An 18,972-nucleotide genomic window follows, 5' to 3' on the forward strand; every position below is an offset into this window, starting at 1 on the left:
GTAACTCCGCATGTCGCTAGAAACCCTGACCCTCGTCCTCGCCACCGACCGTGGTCCCGGTCTCGACCCTTTGACCCGGCACCGCGCGAAGGCGGCGGTCCCCTTCGCCGGCAAGTTCCGTATCATCGATTTCACGTTGGCCAATTGCCTGCATTCGGATCTGCGCCAGGTCTTGGTGCTGACCCAATACAAGTCGCATTCGCTGCACAAGCATCTGCGGGATGGCTGGTCCATCTACAACCCGGAACTGCGCGAATACGTCACGCCGGTATCGCCACAGATGGCCGAAGGGCAGAGCTGGTATACCGATCCTTTCGATGCGGTGCGTCAGAATCGCTACCTGATCGAGCGCAGCCGGGCCAAGCGCGTCTTGATCCTGCAAGGTGACCTGATCTACCGGATGGATTATGCCGAAATGATTCGGGCCCACGTCGATCAGCGGGTCGAGGTGACGCTCGCGATTCGCGAGGGGTCCCCGGCGGACAGCCCGGGCCGTGTCGCGGTGTCCTTGGATGAGGCCGGTCGGGTGGTGCAGGCGTTCGACCCGGCGAGCACCGGTGATCCGGCGCGGACGAACCTGTTGACGATGGGCGTCTATCTGTTCGACAAAGAGCGATTGCTGGCCGAGTTGGATCGCCCGGCGGAGGTATCGCCCGAGCATCAGGTCTTGAGCGCGCCGGCGATCACGTCCTTGAGCGCCTCCGGTGGCGTCTTCGGTTACCGTTTCGGGGGCGCACGCGGGCGGGTGACACCGGACCGTTACTGGTGCGATCCGGTCACGATCGACGCCTATTTCGGCGCGACCATGGCCCTGCTCGATCCGCGCGCGCCGCTCGACCTCTACCAGGAAGACTGGGACATCCATACCTACCAGGGCCAGGACCCCCCCGCGCGAACGGTTCCGGGCGCGTCCGGGACCGAAGGCATCTTCGTCAATTCGATGCTTGCCGACGGCACGCTGATCAGCGGCGGTGGGGTCAATCACTCGGTGCTCTTCCCGCGCGTGCGGATCCGCGACGGGGCGATCGTCGAGGAGGCCGTGCTGTTCGATGGGGTCCAGGTCGGCGAGGGCGCGCACCTGCGCCGTTGCATCCTCGACAAGGGGGTCCTGGTTCCGGCCGGCGTCCAGATCGGCCTGGACCCAGCGACCGACCGCGCCCGCTACGAGGTCACCGATGGCGGTGTCGTCGTGATCCCCAGGGGGTTTGCGTTCTGATCCTGGATCCGGCCCGGTTGCGAGCCATCTATCGGGCACTGCATCGGCTCTACGGACCGCAAGGCTGGTGGCCCGCCGCGACCCCGTTCGAGGTCATGGTCGGCGCCATCCTGACGCAGAATACGGCTTGGACCAATGTCGAACGGGCCCTGGCTCGGCTCGGTGAGCGGATCCCCTTGACCGCGGAGGCGATCCTCTCGCTCGATCCTCCGCAGTTGGCCGACGCGATCCGGCCGGCCGGCTATTACAATGTCAAGGCCCGACGACTGCGTGCCTTCTGCCAGGCCTACCTCGATCATGGTGGCTTGCCGAGTCTGCGGTGCCGGGAGACCGGAGAGCTGCGCCGCTGGCTCCTGGCGATCGACGGCGTCGGGCCGGAGACCGCCGACGACATCCTGCTGTATGCGTTCGAGCGGCCCGTGTTCGTCATCGATGCCTACACCCGCCGTCTGTTCGCGCGCCTCGGATTCTTCAACGGGAATGAAGGTTACGAGGTCCTGCGGCGCGGCTTCGAGCAGGCGCTTGGGCCGGATCTGGCGTTGTTCAACGAGTACCACGCGTTGATCGTCCGCCATGGCAAGCTCATCTGTCGTACCCGTCCGCGTTGCGCCGAATGCGAGCTGCGGGCATGCTGTTCATTCGGCGGCTGACCGTCAGGGTGCCACGGCGAGGCGCCAGCGGCCGAACATCGGGTTGCCGTCGACGCGAAAGGCCATCTGTTCGAGCCAGTCGGCGATCACGTGATTGGAGTTGTGCCGAAAGGTATAGGGCACCGGGTGGCGCACGAACACGAGCCCGACCCAGTGGTTGTCATAGTGCCCATCCTCGAGCCCGGCGGCGAACAGGGTCTCGTTGCGCGCGAGCAGGCCGTCGACCAGCGGGGCCTCGGCCTCGAAGGCCATGATCCGTTCGGTCACGACCGGCAGCGCGGCCCGGATCGCCGCGGGGTCGGGGGCGGCCCGCACGACACCGCGCCCGAGCGCGGCCTGGGTCGGCATCGCGAGCACCGGGAACAGGCGCGCGCTGCCGCGTTCCCCCTCGACATACCAGCGCCACTCGCCGTAGGCCCAGCGCACCAGGTCCTCGTCGGCCGTCGTCAGGATCAGGCTGGTATGGTAGCCGTGATCGACGAGGTAGAGGGTCCGCGGCTCGCGCGGGGCGTCCGGCGGCGTCACCGTGGCCGCGCAACCGCTCAGTGCGAGGCACAGCAACGGGAGCAGGCCGATCCGGCGCATCGTCGGGGTCCGTCAGCCGCCGCGCATCAAGGCGGCGATCTTGTCGGTGTCCGGCGCCATCACGACGCCGCGTTCGGTCACGATCGCGTCGACGAGGCCCGCGGGCGTGACATCGAAGACCGGGTTGCGCGCCCCGACGCCGGCCGGTCCGACCTGGACGCCGCCGCAGGCCAGGACCTCGGCAGCGTCGCGCTCCTCGATCGGGATCTCGGCGCCGCTGGCCAGGGCCAGGTCGATCGTCGAGGTCGGCGCCGCGACCATGACGCGCACGCCGTGATGACGGGCCAGCACGGCCAGGCCGTAGGTGCCGATCTTGTTCGCGACATCACCGTTCGCCGCGATGCGATCGGAGCCGACGATGACCCAGCCGATCCGGCCCGTCGCCAGCAGGCTCGCCGCCGCATGGTCGGCCTGCACCGTGACCGGGATCCCGGACTCGGCGAGCTCCCATGCGGTCAGACGGGTGCCCTGCAGCCAAGGGCGGGTCTCGTCGGCGTAGACGTGATGGATGCGTCCCGCCGCATGGGCGCTGCGGATCACGCCGAGCGCGGTGCCGTAACCGCCGGTCGCGAGCGCCCCGGCGTTGCAATGGGTAACGACCTCGGTTGGTTCGTCGATCAGCCCGGCGCCGAGCTCGCCCATGCGCCGATTGCCGGCCCGATCCTCGTCGTGGATCGCCTGGGCCGCGGCCAGGAGTTCGGGCACCGGATCGCCGCCGCCCAAGGTCGCGAACCGCTCGCGCATCCGCGCCAAGGCCCAGAACAGGTTCACGGCCGTCGGGCGCGATGCGGCCAATTGCGCGAGATCGGCTTCGATCGCGACGCGCCAGTCGGCCCCCTGCTCGGCGAAGCGCGCCCGCGCCGCGAGCACCACGCCGTACGCGGCGGCGATGCCGATGGCCGGTGCGCCGCGCACGACCATGTCGCGGATCGCCGCCGCGGTCGCCGCGGCCGATTCCAGGGCCAGGAACTCGGCACGGCCGGGAAGGTACCGCTGGTCGAGCAGGTGCAATTGGTCGCGGTGCCATACCACGGCATTGTCGGGGTGGACGTTCAGGGTCGTTTGGGTTTCCATCAGAGGCTCTCTGTGGCAGATTTCCGCCTATTGTCGCCGTTGTGGCGACCCGCGCAAAGGACACCTTCGCCATCATGCACGCCGATCTCGTCATCCATGCCCGCTGGATCCTGCCCGTCGACGCCGCCGATAGCCTGCTCGAAGACCACAGCCTGGCGATCTCCGGCAGCCGCATCCTGGCCCTGCTGCCGACTGCCGAGGCGCGCCGCGACATCAAGGCGACGCGTGAGCTCGACCTGCCGGGACATCTGCTGATCCCGGGCCTGGTCAACGCGCACACCCATTCGCCGATGACGCTGATGCGCGGGCTGGCGGACGACCTGCCGCTGATGACCTGGCTCAACGAGCACATCTGGCCGGCCGAGGGCCGCTGGGTCGATCCGGACTTCGTCCGCGCCGGGACGCGGCTGGCCGCACTCGAGATGCTGCGCGGCGGCGTCACCTGTTTTAACGACATGTACTTCTATCCCGCGGTCACCGCACAGACCGTGGCCGAGGCCGGGATGCGCGCCGTCGTCGGCATGATCGTGCTCGATTTCCCGTCGCGGTTCGCCGAATCGGCCGACGACTACATCGCGCTGGGGCTGAAACTGTACGACCAGTACCGGGATCATCCGCTGATCCGCATCGCGTTCGCGCCCCACTCGCCCTATGGTGTCTCCGATGCCCCGTTGACGCGGGTGCGGACATTGGCCGACGAGCTCGAGGTGCCGATCCATATCCATCTGCACGAGACCCATGACGAGATCCTGCAGTCGCTGCGCGACCATGGCGAACGGCCGCTGGCACGGCTCGACCGGCTCGGTCTGGTCGGTCCCGACCTGGTCGCGGTCCACATGACCCAGCTCGAGGACAGCGAGATCGCGCGGGTCGCCGAGGCTGGGGCCCATGTCGTCCATTGCCCGGAGTCGAACCTGAAGCTCGCGAGCGGTTTCTGTCCGGTCGCGCGGCTGATCGAGGCCGGCGTCGATGTCGCGCTCGGCACCGACGGGGCGGCCAGCAACAACGACCTGAACCTGCTCGGCGAGATGCGCACCGCCGCGCTGCTGGCCAAAGGCGTGGCCCACTCGGCCGCCGCCGTGCCCGCGGCCACGGCGCTGCGGATGGCGACGCTGAACGGCGCCCGCGCCTTCGGTCTCGACCGCGAGATCGGCTCGCTCGAGCCCGGCAAGGCCGCGGATCTGGTCGCGCTCGACCTGCGCGACTCGCACACGCAGCCGATCTACAACCCGGTCTCGCAGCTCGTCTATGCCGCCGGGCGCCACCAGGTGCGCCACGTCTGGGTCGCGGGCCAGCAACTGATCCGCGACGGGCAACCAACGACCCTCGACGCCGCGACGATCCTCGCCGAGGCCCAGGACTGGGCGCGCCGGATCGCCGAGTCCGACCGACGCGGTGCGGGTGTGAGCGGCTGAGAGTCTGGCGAATCCGTCTTCGCCACTCACTCCTCACTCGTCACTCCGACGCCATGCTGGCGTAGTAGGGTGACGGCACCGTTGGGTAGGCCCGAAACACATGCACGAAAACCGCCTCGGTCTTGTCCCGCACGTCGTCCACGGAATAGTGACGTGGTCAGTGTTCGCCGTTGCGGCAATGACGCGCGCAGCGTCAAACACCGCAGCCGTTGGCGTGGGTTCGAAGCGCTTCGAGCTTTCATGCCATTTCATTCCCCAGCGCGCGGGCGTGCGCATCAACCCGCGTCGAGATGGCGGCGCTGACGGATCGGCGCACGGTGCTGGCCCAAGAGATCAGCAAGGCCAGGAGGTTGCAGATGCAGTTCGATGCTCGCATCGAGTCTGTCGAGCAGCAGATCGCCAGCGACACCCAGTCCGTCGCCAACCGTCTGATCGATACCGGTGAGCTGTCCGCGCTCCGGGCGGCGCTGGCTTCACGGCACGCGGAACCGACCGCAACCCGCCACACCCGCGACGAAGTAGCACGGCGCACCCAGGCCCTGCAGGCCGAACATGACGCCTTGCCGGACAAGATCCGTCTGGCCCGCGATAGCTATCGGGGTGCGCGGGCCTGATCTCCTGGGCGAAGTGTTGCCGCAGATGATCGAGGTCGATCTGACCCTGGACGAGGCGCAGGTCACGGTGGCCATGACCAGGCTCGACGCGATCTGGGGTCAGCTGTTCCCGGCCGACCAGAGCCGGGTCGTGCGCCTACTGGTCGAGAAGGTGATCGTGTCGTCCAACGACCTCGAGGTACGGTTACGCGCCAACGGCATCCGGCGTCTGGTGCTGGAGCTGCGTCCCCAGCCCGCCGAGCAGACGGAGGAGGCGCTGGCATGAGTGACATCCGCATCCAGAAGACCGGCGAGCCGGACATTCTGCAAACGAGCGACGGCAGGCTGACCCTGTCCGTGCCGATCCAGATCAAACGCCGCAGCGGGCGCAAGCTGGTCACGCTGCCGAATGGTGAAGCCGCTCCCGTGCGGCCGTGGGACAGGACACCGACGCCTCTCCAGTTGGCGCTGGCCAGGGGGCACCGCTGGCTGGCCATGCTGGAGTCGAGGGAAGCGACGCCACTGAAGGAGATCGCCGCGCGGGAGGGGATTGACAACCGCTATGTCAGCCGCACGGTCAACCTCACCACGCTGGCGCCGGACATCGTGGCCGCGATCCTGGACGATACGCTGCCGGATCACGTCACCCTATTTGATCTGGCTGTCGATCTATCAGCGTTGTGGAATGAGCAGCGGGCGCGGCTGGGCTTTGAGTGACTGACCTCACGCCAGCCGATTGACCTCGTCCTGGATGGCGGCGCAGGTTTCCAGAGTCGCATCGAACTCCGGCTGATCCGGCACCAAGGCGCGGATGTCGTAGGTCGGATCGATGTCTTTCGAGAAGCGGTCGATGACCCTGTAGACCTTGGAAAGTGACGTGTGCCGCCCTTGAGCGTCAGCGTGTCGGCGATGAGGGAGGAGTAGATCGCCGCGAGCGTCCACACCACCCAGATGTCCTTTTCCAGCAGATGTGCCGGGCGGCCGCTCTGGGCCGCCGCGTACTCCAGGGCCTCGACCCGATCGGCTTGGCTGAGCGTGAAGCAGGACTCAGCCACGCGCATTCGCCTCGCTGACTGCGCGTGCCATCCAGCCGGGCAGGGCCGCCCGCGCGGCCTGCAAGGCGGCCCATTCTTCCGCGGGCAGTCGGGCATGGAGGATGTGCAGGGCGGTGGGCGCCTGCTCGGGCCCCAGCCAGGACAGGGCACGAATGGCCTTGCCGGCCGCGCGCTTGCCGAGTGCGAGCTGCCAGCGGCTGCCGTGTTTGAGCTCGACGGTGCGGTTGCCCAGGCGCAGCTTGCGCGTGGGCCCCGACGTCAGAAAGATCTCCCGGGTCGGCACTTGCGTGGTCAGCCCCAGCGCATTGGCTTCCGCCGCGCCGTTGGGGACGACGACTTCACCATGGGTGGACGCGATGGCTTCGACGACGGCCTCGGTCGAGGGCGGGCGGGAACCGAAGCGGCTGGCCACCGGCAGGGTGTAGGCGCCCCGTCCGACGCGCAGCAACTTCCCCTCGCGTGCCAGTCGGGCCAGCGCCTGGTCCACCGCCGCCCTGGACGCCAGATGCAGGAATTCCTTGGGCGAGACCAAGCCTCCCTCCGGGAGGGCCTGGGCGGCGGACAGAATGGCTTCGCTGAGCTGGCTCATGGGGTGATCTCCGTTTGTCAGAAGCCTATAGTCATTTCTGACATTCCTCAAACTGCTCGGCGCCTGCATGACCGGTGTGGTTTCCTTTGGTCGGGCGATGCTTCGATCCAACCGCTTGATTCGTCCGCGCGTAACCAATTGATTTGTAGGTCGTGTGCTCGCGGCCGTTACGAACTTCGGGCGGGTCCGGGGGAGCGAGGCCGGAGAGAAAAACGGCCGGGAGAGAGGAAGGTGGCCCTGAACGGGGCCGTAGACCGGATGCCGAAGTCCGCAGGCTTCCGCAGGAACCCCCAGCAGCACGCGGGAACCGGCGCAAACAGACAAGAAAAAGCCCCAACTGATAACAGTTGGGGCTTCAGTATTGGTGGAGGCGGCGGGAATCGAACCCGCGTCCGCAAGCCCTCCGCCCTTGGTCCTACATGCTTAGCCCGTTCTATTGTATTTAACCTTCCAACGCCCGAGGGGCAGGGCGATCGGTCGGCGATTCCGTGAGGTTTTAGCGGATTCGGTCCGGACGCCCGTCTCCGCGATCCCGTGTGATGTTACCCCTGAAACCCGCAGCCCACAGGCAAGCAGCGGTCAGAGGCCGGCCGGCTTAAGCGGCCAGAGCGTAGTTGTCGTCGTTGGCAACTATAAGTTTGCGGCTGGTTTTACGAGGTTATCCGCACCTCGGCATGCACCTCAGGTTTTGCGACCCACGTCGAGACCATGTCGCCCCCGATGTTCGATAGGACAGTCTAGTGGTCGGAAAGCTCCCCGTCCAGCGCAAGCGATTGACCGGCGAAACCGGCGGAGGTCGGTTGGCGAGGGCAAGGCAATTGACGTTTCGGTCGGGCCGGATGACTGCGCGGCGCGCGGTTGTTGCACCGGAGAAGGCCAGGGCGGGGCTCGGGACGCAGCCAAGCCGCCAGCTTCGACACAGACCGAAAGGGCGGGGGAAGCTATACTAGGCCCTTTCCATGATTCACCCAGGTGCGGGGCGTCGATGCTTTGCTGGGCCCGATACTTGTTCATCGCGATCGTGACCGTCCTTGGGGTCGGCAGCATCGTCAGTGCGTGTGGTCAGAAGGGTGCCTTGTACCTGCCCGATGAACCGGCGGTTCCGGCCGCACCGGTTGCCGATGTCCCGGTCGTGGCAGTCGACCCGGTGACGGCCAGGGACGCCGAGTAGTCCCGGCATGGATCACTTTCAGTATCGCGGGGATGAGCTCTGGGCCGAGGATGTCCCGGTGGCCGACATTGCGGAGCGATTCGGGACGCCTTGCTACCTGTACTCGCGGGCTACGCTGGAGCGGCATTGGCATGCGTTCGACCGTGCTTTCCACGGGCATCCGCATCTGATCTGCTTTGCCGTCAAGGCGAATTCGAACCTTGCGGTGCTCGATGTGCTGGCACGGTTGGGTTCCGGTTTCGACATCGTGTCGATCGGCGAGTTGGAGCGGGTTCTGGCGGCCGGCGGCGATCCTGGGCGGGTGATCTTTTCCGGTGTCGGCAAGCGGGCCGATGAGATGCGTCGGGCCCTCGAGGTCGGGATCCGTGGCTTCAACGTCGAGTCCGAGGCCGAGTTGCAGCGGCTCGATCGCGTCGCGCAGGAGTTGGGGGTCGTCGCGCCGGTGTCGTTGCGCGTGAATCCGGACGTCGATGCGCGCACCCACCCCTACATCGCGACCGGACTGAAGGAGAACAAGTTCGGGATCGACATCGCCGTGGCCGAGGCGGTCTACCGCCGTGCCGCCGAGCGGCCGAATCTGCGCGTCGACGGCATCGATTGTCACATCGGTTCCCAGTTGACGGATCTGGCCCCTTTCATCGACGCGCTGCACCGGGTGCTCGAGCTGGCGCACCGGCTCGAGGCGGTCGGGATCCCGATCGCCCACCTGGACCTGGGCGGAGGACTGGGGATTCGCTATGTCGACGAACATCCGCCGGAGCCGGCCGATTACGCCGCGCAGATCGGCCGGCACCTGGCCGATCTGCCGTACGAGATCCTGCTGGAGCCGGGGCGCGCAATCGCCGGGAACGCGGGGCTGTTGCTGACCCGCGTCGAATACCTGAAACCGACCGCGCACAAGCACTTTGCGATCCTCGATGCGGCGATGAACGATCTGCTGCGACCGGCGCTCTACCAGGCCAAACAGCAGATCGTCCCGGTGCGCCGCCGCCCCGATGGCGAGGCGACCCTGTATGATCTGGTCGGTCCGGTCTGCGAGACCGGCGACTTCCTCGGTCGGGAACGTGCGCTGGCCCTGGCTCCGGGGGATCTGCTCGCGGTGCGCGGCAGCGGGGCCTATGGCTTCGTCATGAGTTCGAATTACAACAGTCGTCCGCGAGCCGCCGAGGTCATGGTCGACGGTGAACAAGTCCACCTGGTGCGTCGCCGCGAGACCATCGCGGATCTTTTTGCTGGAGAGAGCCTGCTGCCATGAAACGCCGTCTCGAGCCCGAGTTGATGGATGATGCCGAACAGGCGGAGGCCTATGCCGAAGAAGACTTTTCCGAGCCGAATGCGCTCTTCATCAGCTTGCTGCGCGAGTTCGCGACCGGTCCGCTCGATGGGGTCGAGGCCCTGGATCTTGGCTGCGGACCGGCCGATATCGTGATCCGCTTTCTGCGCGCCCATCCGCGCTCGCGCTGCGATGCGCTCGATGGGTCCGAGGCGATGCTCGCGCACGCGCGCTCGGTGCTCGCGGCCCTGCCCGGTGTCGCGCAGCGCTGCCGGTTGATTCACGACATCCTGCCGAGCGCCCAGTTGCCGAGCCAGCATTACGATCTGATCCTGTCCAACAGCCTGCTGCATCATCTGCACGATCCGGGTGTCTTGTGGCGGACACTAAAGGACGTCGGCAAGCCCGGGGCGCAGGTGCTGATCATGGATCTGATGCGCCCGGCGAGCGCCGGTTTCGTCGAGGCGCTGGTCGAGACCTATGCCTCTGGGGCGCCCGAGGTCTTGCGCCGGGATTTCCGCAATTCGTTGTTTGCCGCGTTCGAGCCGCAAGAGATCCAGGACCAACTACGCGAGGCCGGTCTTCCTGGGCTCGAGGTCGCGGTCGTCAGCGATCGGCACCTGGCCGTGCACGGGCGTTTGCCATGACCGGTGCCGGGCCGGGGTCGCTGATGCCGGTGTTGAAGATCGTCTCGTTCAACATCAATGGCATCCGCGCCCGGCCGCACCAATTGGCCGCGCTCAAGGCGCGGCACGATCCGGATATCATTGGCCTGCAGGAGTCGAAGGTCGCCGATGAGGCCTTTCCGCGCGAGGAGGTCGAGCGGCTTGGCTACCGTGCCCACTGGTTCGGCCAGAAGGCCCATTATGGTGTGGCCTTGCTCAGCAAGCAGGAGCCGTTGGCCGTATCGCGCGGTTTGCCGTTCGACGACGAGGGCGCCCAGCGCCGCGCCATCACCGGGCGCTACGGCCTGGCCGGCGGCGGCGAGATCACGGTGCTCAACGGCTACTTTCCGCAAGGCGAGAGCCGTGACCATCCGGTCAAGTTCCCCGGCAAGCGACGTTTCTACCAGGACCTTCTGGCACACCTGCGCGCGGACTATTCTCCGAGCCAGCCGCTGGTCGTGCTCGGTGACATGAATGTCGCACCGCTCGATCGAGACATCGGTATCGGTGAAGACAATGCACGGCGCTGGTTGCGCACCGGCAAGTGCAGCTTTCTGCCGGAGGAGCGCGAGTGGTTTCAGGCGCTGCTCGATTGGGGGCTGTATGACGCCTTTCGCGTACGGCACCCGGATGCGATGGACCACTTCAGTTGGTTCGATTACCGCAGTCGCGGCTTCGAGCGCGAGCCCAAGCGCGGGCTGCGTATCGACCTGATCCTGGTCACGGCTCCGGTGCGCGAGCGGTTGCTCGACGCTGGCATCGACTACGAGATCCGAGGCATGGACAAGCCGTCCGACCATTGCCCGGTCTGGGTGACGCTGGAATCCTGACCCGGTCCGACCTCTGATACTGGATCGCGGCCACGGGGCGGGTGCGCCGCGCCGGGCACGCCGATCAGTGTCTCGGTCGCGGGGTCCAGGCCCACGAGCGACAGATCCCACAGCCGATCGTTCGGATCCGGCGTTACCATGGCGTCGACCGCAAAGCGCACCGGCAGGTAGTTCGGCGTATAGCCGAAGGCCGTGCCTTCGAGCTGTTTCCCTTCCCGCAGGACCGGCATCCGGCGGCCGATGAAGGTCCGCAGGGTTGCGAGTCGCAAGGTGCGCCCGAGCGCCGTCATCTGTGCCCGGCGATGGTCCCGGACGGGTGCCGGGATCTGGTCGGGGTAGGTGGCGGCCAGTGTGCCAGGCCGCGGGGAGTAGGCGAAGACGTGCAGTTGGCCGAAGCCGGTCGCTGCGACGAAAGCGAGGGTCTCGTCCCAGTCGGCGTCGGTCTCGCCGGGGAAGCCGGCGATGATATCGGTCGAGATGTTCAGGTCCGGGACCGCCGCGCGGCCGGCGGCGACGAGCCGCGCGAAAGCGTCGGTGGTGCCGCGCCGTGCCATCCGTCGCAGGATTCGATCCGAACCACTCTGGATCGGCAGGTGCAGGTGCGGCATCAGGCGCGGGTCGGCGAACAGGTCCCAGAGGTCGGCCGGCAGATCCCAGGGTTCGAGGGCACCGAGGCGCAGCCGAGGCAGCGCGGTCTCGGCCAACAGCGCGCGGACCAGATCCGTTAGACCAATGCCTTGATCGCGCCCATAGGCGCCGAGATGGACGCCGGTCAGCACGACCTCCTGGAGACCGGCGTCGGTCAGGCGTCGCACCTCGGCGATCACATCGGTCAGCGGGCGGCTGCGTTCGGCCCCGCGCGCTCGGCTGACGATGCAGAAGGTGCAGCGATGGCGGCAGCCATCCTGCACCTTGACGAAGGCGCGCTGGCGCCCGCGTACGAAAAGCGGCTCGGCCGGGTCATGGGTCGAGGCGAGCTGTCTCGGTGGCTCGGGAAACCGCGCCAGGACGATCTCGACCAACCGATCCTTGTCGCGATTCGTGACCAACAGGTCGATGTCGCGCCAGGCTGCGAGCTGGTCCGCCTCCAACGACGCGTAGCAGCCGCTGACGATCAGCTTCGCGTCGGGGCTTCGCCGGTGCGTGCGGCGCAACAGGTTGCGCGATTTGCGCGCCGCCTCGGTCGTCACGGCACAGGTGTTGACGACGACCAGGTCGGTCGGCTCGTGGTCGGCCGCCAACCGGATCCCGCGCCGGTGGAACTCCTCGGCCCAGCGCTCGGTCTCGGCCTCGTTGAGGCGGCAGCCGAGCGTGTGCAGTTGAACGCGCATCCCGATCAGGCCGATGAGGTGCGCCGGGATGGTATCCCGGCAGGATCGCTCACCGGTTTCGGCGCGGGATCGACACGCGGATCAGGTCGGGGCCATCCTCGCGGGTCAGCGCCGTCAGGTCGCCATCGGGCGGGACGGGCAGCCGCCGAGCCATGGTGCCGCTCGCGTAGCTGTAGCGGTGGGCGTATCCGCGGCCATCATCGAAGGTGCGCTGGTCGGTCGTCCGCGTCGAGCTGGCGCGCCGGATCAGGAGCCCCTGGCCGCGCGGCTCGATCTGGATCGCCTCCGGCCACTGCCCGTCGACGTGGATTTCCAGCACGTAGGCGTCGTCGGTGACGAGTTGATTGAAGTTCAGGTCAGCGGTGCGAGCCCTCATCGGCGCCGGCGGGCCGAAACGACCTGGCGTCATGCCCGGAGGGCCGCCCGGGATCGGCCCCGGACCGAAGGACGGATCCAACCCCTCGCCTGGCTCGGCTGCGTAACCGGAAGGCCAGGTCGAATCGAGGCCCGCTGGGTCTCCGGGGAGCGGGCGACCAAACGGCGGTATCTGATCGAAGGGTGATCCGGAGTCGAATGGCGGTGCATCGCCCCAGGGCGCCCCGTACCCGGGGGGCGGACCGTAACCCGCTGGTGGGCGATAGCCGGGAGCTGGTCCCGGGCCGTATGGCCGCCAATGGCCTGGGGATGGTCCGTAGCCGAATGGGGGTGCGTAGCCAGGCCCGTAGCCGACACCTGGTCCGTGGCCGAAGGGCGGCCCATAGCCGTAAGGGGGAGTATAGCCGTAAGGCTGACCGTAGAATGGCGGCACGGTTTCAGGCGGCGCCATCTGGCCCTCAGGGGGGCCATAGGCGCCCGCGAGTGGTGACATCATCAGCGCGACGAGCAGACCGCTGATCCGGGGCAGGGGTTTGGAACGCAGCATCGAAAAATCTCCTTGTGGTCCAGTCGTCATTGGGGCCAGGGCACGGATGGAGGTCTAGCGCCCAGTATAGCGATCTTCGTTCGCGCGCGGGTCTGGCGAAGACCCATGGGCACCAGTGGCCACCGGGGTGGCCCATTGGAGGCGTTGTGCCACCGGTTGTCGCGGCCCTGAGCCACCGAACGCGGGCTGGGCCGTATGCAAACCAAATATGCCACTACGCACTTTATCGACGATAATGGTCCGAGATCCCAATTGCGACTGGCCGATCGCGCACGGACCCCGTCAGGATCTGTGGCGCTGGGCTTCGGCGGCTGGTCGGATTGGCCCCGAATGATCCCAAGCGCCCGTCGTGTCGGGCCGGACCGAGGTTCAGCATGTTGAAAGAGTGGTCAGAGGTCTACCGGATCGGCATCCCGGAGATCGACGAACAGCATCAGGGGTTCTTTGCCGCCGCCCATCGCCTGTACGAGGCGATCATGGACCGGACCGGCCCGCAGACGGTCGCCGAGGTCATCGCCTTCATGCGCGACTATGCCGAGCGGCATTTCGCGACCGAGGAAGACTTCATGCGCCGACACGAGTACCAGGGTCTGCGCGAACATCTGGTCGAACACAGCGCCTTCTTCCGGCGGCTCGAGGAACTGGAGGAGGACCTTCAAATGTTCGGCCCGAGCCGCGGCCTCGCCGATCGCGCGCTCGACATCACGCAGGATTGGTTGATCGATCACATCGCCGACGAGGACATGCTCTACGCGCTGCACGTCAAGGCGGAGGGTCGCGAGGGCCGGCGACCGGTAGCGATCTGAGCGCCTCGACCGATCGAACGCCGGGGTTACCGAACCCGGGCCGGCATCGGTGGCTGCGGATTGGCGTGCGCGCCGTCTCGGGCCGCTTCTGTCGCGCCGCCGCGAGCTAGGTCAGCGGCGGCGGAGCCCGTCGAGCGGGACCCGGTGCTCGGTCGGTTGGCCGGGCTCGGACGGCGTGGGCGCGCAGCACCCCTTGGTCTGACCGCATTCCTTGCAGGCGCCTCGGTCGCGCCAGAAGCTGCGATACAGATAGTATCCCGCCGCGATGACTACGGCGGCGGCCACCGTGAGATCGATCCAGCCGAAGTGATGCTCGGCGCTGACCTCGGGCATTGCCACGGAGGCATCGGACACGGCTTCCATATGGGTGTCGTTCATTCGGAACTCCGGGCCCCGAGGGGCAGGGCGCCGCGGCGATGCGCGGAGCGGTCACGGCGGCTGCCGGTCAATCCGATGATCAGTAGCAGCGCCAGTGCGGTGAAATAGACGATGGTCATCATTTGAATCCCGGTCACGTCGATGGCGTGGCCAATCGTGTAGACGGCGCTCGCGACGCCGAGGCCGAGCGCCGTTGGAAAGACGATCGAGAACAGCATCCAACGGTAGGAGTCGGTCTGCACCTTGACCATGATGGTCGTCGCCAGGCAGGGCGGGTAGAGCGCGAAGAACAAGATCATCGATACGGCGAGCAAGGCCGTGGCTCCGGCGGCCTGCGTCTCGGTGCCCATGCGTTGCTCGAGCGGGACGTTCGAATCCGCGTCCTGCTGAAAGAGCACGCCGAGGGTCGCGACGCTGCTTTCGCGCGCCGCGAACGAAGCAAGCAGCGCGACGTTGATCTTCCAGTCGAAGCCGGCGAATTGGGTAACGGGTTCGAGGCCGCGACCTACTTGGCCGAGCAGCGAATCGACGATCCGTTCCTCGCGCATCTCCCGGCGCAAGGTCGTCCGCTCGCGGCCGAGGTCACGAAGCGCGCGGCTTGCCTGACGCGCGTCCAGGTCGCCCGGCGGTGGGCGGACGAACACGAAGTAATCGGGACTGCGCGCCTCGAAACGGCGGTCGACGGCTTGGACCCCTTCGGCGCCGCTGGCATTGAGCCGGGCCCGGCGATAATCGTCGGCAAAGTTCAACAGCGGCACCAGTTGGTCGCCGCTTGCGAATTCGAGGTACTTGTTGCCGGCCATGGCCTCCTGGAATTGGATCAGGGCCGCCTGTGCCTCGGCCTCGTAATGGGCCTTGCGGTCGTCGGACAGCCCGGGAAAGTGCAGCAACGCAAAGACGACGATCGCGACGGCGAGCACGATGGTGCCGACCTTCTTGATGTAGATCCAGGTGCGGTCGAAGGCCCGCCGTAGGACGGCGCCCGGCGCCGGGGCATGGTAGCGTGGCAGTTCCATGACGAAGGGAGCCGTTTCTTGTCCGCGCAGCACTGTTATCGTCAGCAGCTTGGCGACGAGCAGCGCGAAGATGATGGTCATCGTCGAGATATAGAACATCATCAGCGACTTGTCCTCGACGAAGAAGATGCCCAGCAGCAGCGTGTAGAGCGGGACCTTGGCCAAGCAGTTCATGTAGGGCACGGTCAGGATGGTGGCCATCCGCGCGCGGTTGTCCGGAATGCCCTTGGTCGCCATGACCCCCGGCACCGCGCAACCGCCGGCGAAGACACCGCTTAGGATCATCGGCAAGGTACTCTGTCCGTGGAGCCCGAAGCGGTGCAGGATCCGGTCGAGAATGAAGGCGATCCGGGCCATGTAACCCGAGTCCTCGAGAATCGCGATCAGCGCGAACAGGATCAGGAAGATCGGCACATAGTTGAGAAGGGTGTTGGCCGAATCCACGAGCCAGAGACCCAAAGCCCGTACATAAGGATCGACGAGAAAGCCGGCAGCCGGCAGCCAACCGGCGATGATCTCGCGCAGGCCGGCCAGGATCGGCCAGGTGTAGGTGGTCAATTCGTAGCCATAGACGATCGACACCTGGTAGATCAGATAGACGGTCAGGATCAGGAAGAACGGGGCCAGGAAGCGATTGAGGACGAGATTGTCGACCCGCTCGGACAGGGTCGCCCGCTCGGTCCGAGCTTCGGTAATGACGCCGTCGAGCAGCCGGGTGACGGCCTGATCCCGGCACGTCATGATATGGTCGGTGAGCTCGGCCTGGTGTCGTTCGGCGAAAGCGGCACGGGTCGCCGCGGTCATCTCGCTGATTCGTGAAGCCGCGCTTCGGTCGTCGAGGCCGGCGAGGATCTTGCGCACTTGCTCGTCGCCTTCGAGCAGTCTCAGCGCCAGCCAGCGGGGCGGATAGCCACGGAGCTCGGGGATCGATGACAGCTGCTGGGTCAATGCCTCGATGTCGGACTCGAGCGGTCCGTATTCCACCGGGCGATGGCGCGAACCGCGTTGGTAGTCTCGAATCGCGCGTCGCAGCTCGGCGCGGCCGCGGCCTTTGCGCCCGACCGTCGGGACGACCGGCAGCCCCAGTCGCTCGCTCAGCAGCGCCTCATCGATCCGCATGCCGCGTCGCTCGATCACATCGATCATGTTCAAGGCCAGCAGCACCGGCTGGTCCATCTCGAGCAATTGCAGGGTCAGGTGCAACGAGCGATGCAGACTCGCGGCGTCGACTACGTCGACGACGACGTCGGGCTTCTCTTTCAGCAAGAAATCACGCGCGACCCGTTCTTCCAACGAGAAGGACGTGAGGCTGTAAGTGCCCGGTAGATCGACGGTCAGGACCCGTAGATCCCCGTCCTGGTACCGGCCGTATTTCTTGTCGACCGTGACTCCCGGGTAATTCGCGACGTGCTGTCGGGCCCCGGTCAGCATATTGAACAGGGTCGATTTTCCAGCGTTTTGTTGGCCGGCCAGCGCGGCCAGCACGGCGCGCCGTTCAGCCATCGTGGGCAACCTCGATGGTCGCCGCTTCATGACGGCGCAGCGTGATGTGCGTGGTGCCGAGCTTGATCTGGATCGGATCGTCTAACGGGGCGCTACGCACCAACAGGACCTCGATGTTCGGCCGCAGACCCAGGTCCATGAGTCGCTGACGAACCGCGTGTTGACCGTGGAGTTGTCGGATCCGGGCGCGGCGACCGGGCGTTAGATCGTTGAGCGTGATCGGTGAGTGTCCGAAGTTGCGGGGCATCTTGGTTTCGCCTTCCAGCAAGGGTGGGTGCTTGGTGTACGTGGATCTTGTCTAAGGAGCGTGAGCTTACTCGATCTTGACAATTAACGCAAAAAGCAACGATTCGCGATTGCATGTATTTCGCCGGGCATGTTAGTCTCAACGTCAGTTTCAGTGGGGTTTCGGGCAAAGGGCCCGAGGCCCGGCCGCGAATCTATTTTGGAGCGTCCCCATGAGCAAAGCAGCTTCCCTCGCGATCGGTCTCGGCATCCTCTTTTGGGCAGCGGGCGCGAGTGCCCACACGCCCTTGTGTTCCTGCTACGACCTCGGTGACGAGACCATCCTCTGCGAGGGTGGTTTCTCCGATGGCTCCTCGGCCTCGGGTGTCGCGATGCGGGTCATCGGCGATGACGGCGAGCCGATCATCGAGGGTGCGATGGACGCGAACAGCGAGTTCGAGTTCGATCGTCCGACAGGGGATTTCAAAGTCGTGTTCGACGCCGGTCCCGGGCACCTGATCGAGATCGCATCCAGCGACATCCACTGACGGCCGGGGACCAACGCCGAGACCGCGTGCGAACCGGTGAACCCGCACCAGTCGCGACCAGGTCGAAGGTCAGTGTCGTTCCCCGCCCGTGGCACGGTCGAGTTCCGCGGTGGATCGTCACCGCCTCGTTCTTCCCCCTTCCTTACAGCTAAGCACGATTGGAGTTCGTAAAACCATGCAACGGAACTTGATGACCCGAGCACTCGCTTTGTCATTTTCTGCCTTGGCCTTCGCGGCCGCCAGTTCGGCTCAGGCCCATTTCCAGGTCCTCTATCCGTCGGCGCACCTCTTGGACGAGCCGGCCAAGGTCGAGCTGCGGCTGGTCTTCGGGCATCCGCTGGACAACGGTCATGTCATGGAGATGGGGGAGCCGGTCGACTTCTTCGTCGCGTTCCGCGGCCAACGGACGGATCTCAAGGGTGCGCTGGAACCGATCACCTGGAAGGGACCAGAAAACCAAGCGCGTGGCTATCGGGTCAGTCACCAGGTCACGCGCAACGGTGACTACATCTTCGCGCTGGTGCCGGCCCCGTACTACGAGGCCACCGAGGACGCCTTCATCCAGCAGATCACGAAGACCTATCTCAACAAAGGCGGCATGCCGACCGATTGGAACGAGCCGCTGGGTCTGCCGGCCGAGATCGTCCCGATGAACATGCCGACCCAGGTGCTGGCCGGCGGGACCTTCACTGGTCAAGTCCTGACCGAGGGCAAGCCGGCCGCCGGGATCGAATGCGAGGTCGAGTTCATCAACACCGAGGTCGACATCGCGAACAACGCGTTCGGCCAGGGCACACTTGTCGAACCGCCGTCGATGCCGATCGTGACCTTCACCGATGCCAACGGTTTCTTCACCTTCGGCATCCCGAGGCCCGGCATCTGGGGCTTCGCTTGCCTGGGTGCGGGTCCCGAGACCGAGTACGAGGGCAAGGAATTGTCGCAGGACGCTGTGCTCTGGGTGCAGGCGATCGAGTTGAAGTAGCCTGTTTGATGCGGTGCCGGTTGGTGGTCTCGGTGGGCCACCGGCCAGCGCCGCGACGGGGCACTTCTTGACGCGGTAGGATTTCCCGCCCACAGTCGCGGTTGATTTCGCGGGCCGGACATCCAGATGCGGGCCATCTGGATTG

At 66.3% G+C, this 18,972-nt stretch carries 22 protein-coding genes and 1 other RNA gene; 13 read left to right on the forward strand and 10 right to left on the reverse strand.

Features of this window, described 5'->3' with window-relative positions; all coding sequences use genetic code 11:
* The first annotated feature begins 10 nt into the window (after positions 1-10).
* Together ABC977_RS07500 and ABC977_RS07505 are read left to right on the forward strand one after the other, a co-directional pair.
* On the forward strand, positions 11-1,216 hold the full coding sequence (locus ABC977_RS07500) for a GlgC family sugar phosphate nucleotidyltransferase (RefSeq protein ID WP_369666636.1): 1,206 nt from the start codon (positions 11-13) through the stop codon (positions 1,214-1,216).
* A 17-nt stretch (positions 1,217-1,233) separates the two neighbouring features.
* On the forward strand, positions 1,234-1,866 hold the full coding sequence (locus ABC977_RS07505) for an endonuclease III domain-containing protein (protein WP_369666637.1): 633 nt from the start codon (positions 1,234-1,236) through the stop codon (positions 1,864-1,866).
* 3 nt (positions 1,867-1,869) lie between these two features.
* On the opposite strand, the gene ABC977_RS07510 is transcribed toward ABC977_RS07505, so the two are convergent.
* A complete protein-coding gene (locus ABC977_RS07510; protein WP_369666638.1) occupies positions 1,870-2,451 on the reverse strand; it encodes a hypothetical protein in 582 nt (193 codons plus the stop codon).
* 12 nt (positions 2,452-2,463) lie between these two features.
* A complete protein-coding gene (mtnA, locus tag ABC977_RS07515) occupies positions 2,464-3,525 on the reverse strand; it encodes an S-methyl-5-thioribose-1-phosphate isomerase (RefSeq protein ID WP_369666639.1) in 1,062 nt (353 codons plus the stop codon).
* A gap of 74 nt (positions 3,526-3,599) precedes the next feature.
* On the opposite strand from mtnA, the gene ABC977_RS07520 reads away from it, so the two are divergent.
* The 4 genes from ABC977_RS07520 (at position 3,600) to ABC977_RS07535 (ending at position 6,250) form a co-directional block, all read left to right on the forward strand.
* Positions 3,600-4,940: a TRZ/ATZ family hydrolase gene (locus tag ABC977_RS07520; RefSeq protein ID WP_369666640.1), complete on the forward strand. Its 1,341-nt coding sequence runs from the start codon at positions 3,600-3,602 to the stop codon at positions 4,938-4,940.
* Positions 4,941-5,230: 290 nt separating this feature from the next.
* On the forward strand, positions 5,231-5,554 hold the full coding sequence (locus ABC977_RS07525) for a hypothetical protein (protein ID WP_369666641.1): 324 nt from the start codon (positions 5,231-5,233) through the stop codon (positions 5,552-5,554).
* 25 nt (positions 5,555-5,579) lie between these two features.
* On the forward strand, positions 5,580-5,819 hold the full coding sequence (locus ABC977_RS07530; protein WP_369666642.1) for a hypothetical protein: 240 nt from the start codon (positions 5,580-5,582) through the stop codon (positions 5,817-5,819).
* The gene (locus tag ABC977_RS07535) at positions 5,816-6,250 is read left to right on the forward strand and encodes a LacI family transcriptional regulator (protein ID WP_369666643.1); all 435 of its coding nucleotides are present in this window, start codon (positions 5,816-5,818) and stop codon (positions 6,248-6,250) included. Before ABC977_RS07530 ends, ABC977_RS07535 begins: the two co-directional genes overlap by 4 nt.
* 6 nt (positions 6,251-6,256) lie before the next feature.
* Here ABC977_RS07535 and ABC977_RS07540 read toward each other — a convergent pair whose 3' ends face one another.
* From ABC977_RS07540 to ssrA, 3 genes are all read right to left on the reverse strand, one after another.
* Positions 6,257-6,475, reverse strand: coding sequence for a nucleotidyl transferase AbiEii/AbiGii toxin family protein (locus ABC977_RS07540; protein WP_369666644.1), 219 nt, complete (start codon positions 6,473-6,475; stop codon positions 6,257-6,259).
* Positions 6,476-6,580: 105 nt separating this feature from the next.
* Complete coding sequence (locus tag ABC977_RS07545) at positions 6,581-7,177, reverse strand: DUF6088 family protein (RefSeq protein ID WP_369666645.1); 597 nt, start codon at positions 7,175-7,177, stop codon at positions 6,581-6,583.
* A gap of 362 nt (positions 7,178-7,539) precedes the next feature.
* Positions 7,540-7,896, reverse strand: a transfer-messenger RNA (tmRNA) gene (gene ssrA, locus ABC977_RS07550).
* Between the two features lie 266 nt (positions 7,897-8,162).
* On the opposite strand from ssrA, the gene lptM reads away from it, so the two are divergent.
* The 4 genes from lptM to xthA are packed head-to-tail and all read left to right on the forward strand — an operon-like array spanning position 8,163 to position 11,116.
* Positions 8,163-8,348 carry an LPS translocon maturation chaperone LptM gene (gene lptM / locus ABC977_RS07555; RefSeq protein WP_369666646.1) on the forward strand — a complete coding sequence of 62 codons (186 nt, stop codon included), beginning with the start codon at positions 8,163-8,165 and terminating at the stop codon, positions 8,346-8,348.
* Between the two features lie 7 nt (positions 8,349-8,355).
* Positions 8,356-9,603, forward strand: a complete 1,248-nt coding sequence (gene lysA, locus ABC977_RS07560) for a diaminopimelate decarboxylase (protein WP_369666647.1) — start codon at positions 8,356-8,358, stop codon at positions 9,601-9,603.
* Positions 9,600-10,268 carry a class I SAM-dependent methyltransferase gene (locus ABC977_RS07565; RefSeq protein WP_369666648.1) on the forward strand — a complete coding sequence of 223 codons (669 nt, stop codon included), beginning with the start codon at positions 9,600-9,602 and terminating at the stop codon, positions 10,266-10,268. Before lysA ends, ABC977_RS07565 begins: the two co-directional genes overlap by 4 nt.
* 29 nt (positions 10,269-10,297) lie before the next feature.
* Positions 10,298-11,116: an exodeoxyribonuclease III gene (xthA, locus tag ABC977_RS07570; RefSeq protein WP_369666754.1), complete on the forward strand. Its 819-nt coding sequence runs from the start codon at positions 10,298-10,300 to the stop codon at positions 11,114-11,116.
* Here xthA and mtaB read toward each other — a convergent pair.
* Positions 11,050-12,447, reverse strand: coding sequence for a tRNA (N(6)-L-threonylcarbamoyladenosine(37)-C(2))-methylthiotransferase MtaB (mtaB, locus tag ABC977_RS07575; protein ID WP_369666649.1), 1,398 nt, complete (start codon positions 12,445-12,447; stop codon positions 11,050-11,052). The genes xthA and mtaB overlap by 67 nt on opposite strands.
* A 49-nt stretch (positions 12,448-12,496) precedes the next feature.
* A complete protein-coding gene (locus ABC977_RS07580; protein WP_369666650.1) occupies positions 12,497-13,369 on the reverse strand; it encodes a hypothetical protein in 873 nt (290 codons plus the stop codon).
* Positions 13,370-13,743: 374 nt separating this feature from the next.
* Here ABC977_RS07580 and ABC977_RS07585 point away from each other — a divergent pair, with 374 nt between their 5' ends.
* Complete coding sequence (locus ABC977_RS07585; protein ID WP_369666651.1) at positions 13,744-14,175, forward strand: bacteriohemerythrin; 432 nt, start codon at positions 13,744-13,746, stop codon at positions 14,173-14,175.
* A gap of 111 nt (positions 14,176-14,286) precedes the next feature.
* Here ABC977_RS07585 and ABC977_RS07590 read toward each other — a convergent pair whose 3' ends face one another.
* Genes ABC977_RS07590 through ABC977_RS07600 form a run of 3 tightly spaced genes read right to left on the reverse strand, consistent with a single transcriptional unit; the run spans position 14,287 to position 17,319 of the window.
* Positions 14,287-14,553, reverse strand: a complete 267-nt coding sequence (locus tag ABC977_RS07590; RefSeq protein ID WP_369666652.1) for a FeoB-associated Cys-rich membrane protein — start codon at positions 14,551-14,553, stop codon at positions 14,287-14,289.
* Complete coding sequence (gene feoB / locus ABC977_RS07595) at positions 14,550-17,072, reverse strand: ferrous iron transport protein B (protein WP_369666653.1); 2,523 nt, start codon at positions 17,070-17,072, stop codon at positions 14,550-14,552. The genes ABC977_RS07590 and feoB overlap by 4 nt, the downstream gene beginning before the upstream one ends.
* A complete protein-coding gene (locus tag ABC977_RS07600) occupies positions 17,065-17,319 on the reverse strand; it encodes a FeoA family protein (RefSeq protein ID WP_369666654.1) in 255 nt (84 codons plus the stop codon). The genes feoB and ABC977_RS07600 overlap by 8 nt, the downstream gene beginning before the upstream one ends.
* Before the next feature lie 211 nt (positions 17,320-17,530).
* Between ABC977_RS07600 and ABC977_RS07605 the strand changes: the two genes are divergently transcribed.
* Together ABC977_RS07605 and ABC977_RS07610 are read left to right on the forward strand one after the other, a co-directional pair.
* The gene (locus ABC977_RS07605) at positions 17,531-17,845 is read left to right on the forward strand and encodes a hypothetical protein (protein WP_369666655.1); all 315 of its coding nucleotides are present in this window, start codon (positions 17,531-17,533) and stop codon (positions 17,843-17,845) included.
* Positions 17,846-18,020: 175 nt separating this feature from the next.
* Positions 18,021-18,827: a DUF4198 domain-containing protein gene (locus ABC977_RS07610; protein WP_369666656.1), complete on the forward strand. Its 807-nt coding sequence runs from the start codon at positions 18,021-18,023 to the stop codon at positions 18,825-18,827.
* Positions 18,828-18,972 lie beyond the last annotated feature (145 nt).

It is taken from the genome of Thioalkalicoccus limnaeus (assembly GCF_041197575.1).
Taxonomy (GTDB): Bacteria; Pseudomonadota; Gammaproteobacteria; order Chromatiales; family Chromatiaceae; genus Thioalkalicoccus; species Thioalkalicoccus limnaeus.

What these genes read in the sequence shown, in the direction of transcription:
- ABC977_RS07520 (WP_369666640.1), top strand. Translation starts at nt 3,600, where the DNA reads ATGCACGCCGATCTCGTCATCCATGCCCGCTGGATCCTGCCCGTCGAC.
- ABC977_RS07600 (WP_369666654.1), bottom strand. Translation starts at nt 17,319, where the DNA reads ATGCCCCGCAACTTCGGACACTCACCGATCACGCTCAACGATCTAACG.
- ABC977_RS07605 (WP_369666655.1), top strand. Translation starts at nt 17,531, where the DNA reads ATGAGCAAAGCAGCTTCCCTCGCGATCGGTCTCGGCATCCTCTTTTGG.
- mtnA (WP_369666639.1), bottom strand. Translation starts at nt 3,525, where the DNA reads ATGGAAACCCAAACGACCCTGAACGTCCACCCCGACAATGCCGTGGTA.
- ABC977_RS07525 (WP_369666641.1), top strand. Translation starts at nt 5,231, where the DNA reads ATGGCGGCGCTGACGGATCGGCGCACGGTGCTGGCCCAAGAGATCAGC.
- ABC977_RS07510 (WP_369666638.1), bottom strand. Translation starts at nt 2,451, where the DNA reads ATGCGCCGGATCGGCCTGCTCCCGTTGCTGTGCCTCGCACTGAGCGGT.
- ABC977_RS07535 (WP_369666643.1), top strand. Translation starts at nt 5,816, where the DNA reads ATGAGTGACATCCGCATCCAGAAGACCGGCGAGCCGGACATTCTGCAA.
- mtaB (WP_369666649.1), bottom strand. Translation starts at nt 12,447, where the DNA reads ATGCGCGTTCAACTGCACACGCTCGGCTGCCGCCTCAACGAGGCCGAG.
- ABC977_RS07610 (WP_369666656.1), top strand. Translation starts at nt 18,021, where the DNA reads ATGCAACGGAACTTGATGACCCGAGCACTCGCTTTGTCATTTTCTGCC.
- lptM (WP_369666646.1), top strand. Translation starts at nt 8,163, where the DNA reads ATGCTTTGCTGGGCCCGATACTTGTTCATCGCGATCGTGACCGTCCTT.
- ABC977_RS07500 (WP_369666636.1), top strand. Translation starts at nt 11, where the DNA reads ATGTCGCTAGAAACCCTGACCCTCGTCCTCGCCACCGACCGTGGTCCC.
- ABC977_RS07565 (WP_369666648.1), top strand. Translation starts at nt 9,600, where the DNA reads ATGAAACGCCGTCTCGAGCCCGAGTTGATGGATGATGCCGAACAGGCG.
- ABC977_RS07580 (WP_369666650.1), bottom strand. Translation starts at nt 13,369, where the DNA reads ATGCTGCGTTCCAAACCCCTGCCCCGGATCAGCGGTCTGCTCGTCGCG.
- ABC977_RS07590 (WP_369666652.1), bottom strand. Translation starts at nt 14,553, where the DNA reads ATGAACGACACCCATATGGAAGCCGTGTCCGATGCCTCCGTGGCAATG.
- ABC977_RS07530 (WP_369666642.1), top strand. Translation starts at nt 5,580, where the DNA reads ATGATCGAGGTCGATCTGACCCTGGACGAGGCGCAGGTCACGGTGGCC.
- ABC977_RS07585 (WP_369666651.1), top strand. Translation starts at nt 13,744, where the DNA reads ATGTTGAAAGAGTGGTCAGAGGTCTACCGGATCGGCATCCCGGAGATC.
- lysA (WP_369666647.1), top strand. Translation starts at nt 8,356, where the DNA reads ATGGATCACTTTCAGTATCGCGGGGATGAGCTCTGGGCCGAGGATGTC.
- ABC977_RS07545 (WP_369666645.1), bottom strand. Translation starts at nt 7,177, where the DNA reads ATGAGCCAGCTCAGCGAAGCCATTCTGTCCGCCGCCCAGGCCCTCCCG.
- feoB (WP_369666653.1), bottom strand. Translation starts at nt 17,072, where the DNA reads ATGGCTGAACGGCGCGCCGTGCTGGCCGCGCTGGCCGGCCAACAAAAC.